This is a genomic window from Micromonospora sp. NPDC047753 (genome assembly GCF_040642735.1).
In the GTDB taxonomy this organism is placed as follows: domain Bacteria; phylum Actinomycetota; class Actinomycetes; order Mycobacteriales; family Micromonosporaceae; genus Micromonospora.
Window position 1 is genome coordinate 1 of record NZ_JBEYSL010000800.1, and the last position, 1,858, is coordinate 1,858.

The 1,858-nt window shown below is 70.5% G+C and carries 3 protein-coding genes; all 3 read left to right on the forward strand.

Annotated features, from left to right (window positions below; translation table 11 throughout):
- Nucleotides 1–990: class E sortase (locus ABZ749_RS34665; protein ID WP_357235517.1), on the forward strand; the 990-nt coding region annotated here is incomplete at its 5' end.
- A 4-nt stretch (nucleotides 991–994) separates the two neighbouring features.
- A complete protein-coding gene (locus ABZ749_RS34670; protein WP_238687886.1) occupies nucleotides 995–1,276 on the forward strand; it encodes a hypothetical protein in 282 nt (93 codons plus the stop codon).
- A 2-nt stretch (nucleotides 1,277–1,278) separates the two neighbouring features.
- Nucleotides 1,279–1,858, forward strand: a 580-nt coding sequence (locus tag ABZ749_RS34675) for an aminodeoxychorismate/anthranilate synthase component II (protein ID WP_357235520.1), incomplete at its 3' end; no start/stop codon positions are given.

Here is a 1,858-nt window from a genome sequence, read left to right on the forward strand (position 1 = left end):
ACCGGGCCGGGCCGGGTGCCGCCGACCGGGCCGGGCCGGGTGCCGCCGAGCGCTGTCGGGGATCGCGGCGCCGACCCGGCCGCCACCGCGATGATTCCGGCCGTGCCCGCCACTCCTGCCACCAGGCCGCCGACCATGGACTCGACAGCGTTGATGGGTGCCGTCCCCCGCATCGCCGTCCCGGATGAGCCGACCGGTGCCAGCCCTGCCGACCCTCCCCAACCCCGACGCGGCGAGCGGGTGGTGCAACTCCGGCCGCACCAGACCGGCGAGGGCTACAAGAGCGTCTACTCCGAGCTGACCCGCCCGTCGTTCGGCTCGCGACTGCGCACCGGCATCCGTGTCACCGGCGAAGTCCTGATCACCTTCGGCCTGGTCGTCCTGCTCTTCGCCGGCTACGAGGTCTGGGGCAAGTCGGCGATCGTCGACGCCCACCAGAACGAGCTCAACAACGAGTTGACCCAGGCGTGGGCTCCGACCGACGACCCCACGGTTGCCCCGTCGGTCGGCCCGAGCGTCAAACCGTCCCCACCGGTACGCGGAAAGCCGCTCGCGGGCCTTTACATCCCCAAGCTCGACAAGAACTGGGTGGTCGTCGAGGGCGTCACGCAGGAGGACATTCGCTTCGCCCCCGGCCACTACCCGACCAGCGCGCTCCCCGGCCAGGTCGGCAACTTCTCCGTCGCCGGCCACCGCAACCGGGCCACCTTCTGGCGGCTGGACGAGCTGAATGAGGGCGACCCGATCGTGGTCGAGAGCAAGACCGACTGGTACGTCTACCGGGTGTCGCAGTCCCGGATCGTCCGGCCGACCCAGGTCGAGGTGGTGGCGCCGGTGCCCGGCCAACCGGACAAGAAGGCGACCAAGCGGATGCTCACCCTCACCACGTGCAACCCGAAGTTCGACAACTACCAGCGGCTGATCATCCACGCCGAACTGGACCGCACCCAACCCAAGTCCGCGGGCCGCCCGGCGGAGCTGGAAGGCTGACCCGATGTACGCGTTCATCTGGCGCAAGCTGCCGTTCGGCGTGGTCGGGAAGCTGACCGGCTCGGTGCTCCTGGTGGCCGCCACGGTGGCCCTGCTGTGGTACGTCGCCTTCCCGTGGGCCGAGCCCCTGCTGCCCTTCGACGACGTACAGGTCGAGTCCGGCGTACCTGCCGAGACGGGTGGCGGCGGTGACCCGGTGACCGGGGAGACCCCGGCCGGTGACGAGCACGAACTGCCGTACGACACCGACCAGAACAACCCAGCGCCCCCCTCCCCGAGCAGGTGACCATGCGCGTCCTGGTGATCGACAACTACGACTCCTTCGTGTTCAACCTGGTGCAGTACCTGGGCCAGCTCGGCGTGGACTGCGAGGTCCGCCGCAACGACGAGATCGACGTCGCCGAGGTCGGCACGGTTGACGCCGACGGCATCCTGCTGTCGCCCGGGCCGGGCAGCCCGGACCGGGCCGGCATCTGCCTGGACGTCATCCGGGAGTACGCGGGCAAGCTGCCGATCTTCGGCGTCTGCCTCGGCCATCAGGCGATCGGCGAAGCGTTCGGGGCGACCGTGACGCGCGCCCCCGAACTGCTGCACGGAAAGACCTCCGAGGTACGCCACAACTCCGTCGGCGTACTCGCCGGTCTGCCCGACCCGTTCACCGCCACCCGGTACCACTCGCTCGCCGTGCTGCCCGAGACGCTCCCCGACGAGCTGGAGGTCACCGGCTGGACCGGCTCCGGCGTGGTCATGGCGATGCGGCACCGGACGCTGCCCATCGAGGGCGTCCAGTTCCACCCGGAGTCGGTGCTCACCGAGGGGGGCCACCTGATGCTGGCGAACTGGCTGGCCAGTTGCGGTCACCCCGAGG

Coding starts and splice junctions, on each gene's coding strand:
- ABZ749_RS34670 (WP_238687886.1), top strand. CDS start 995: ATGTACGCGTTCATCTGGCGCAAGCTGCCGTTCGGCGTGGTCGGGAAG.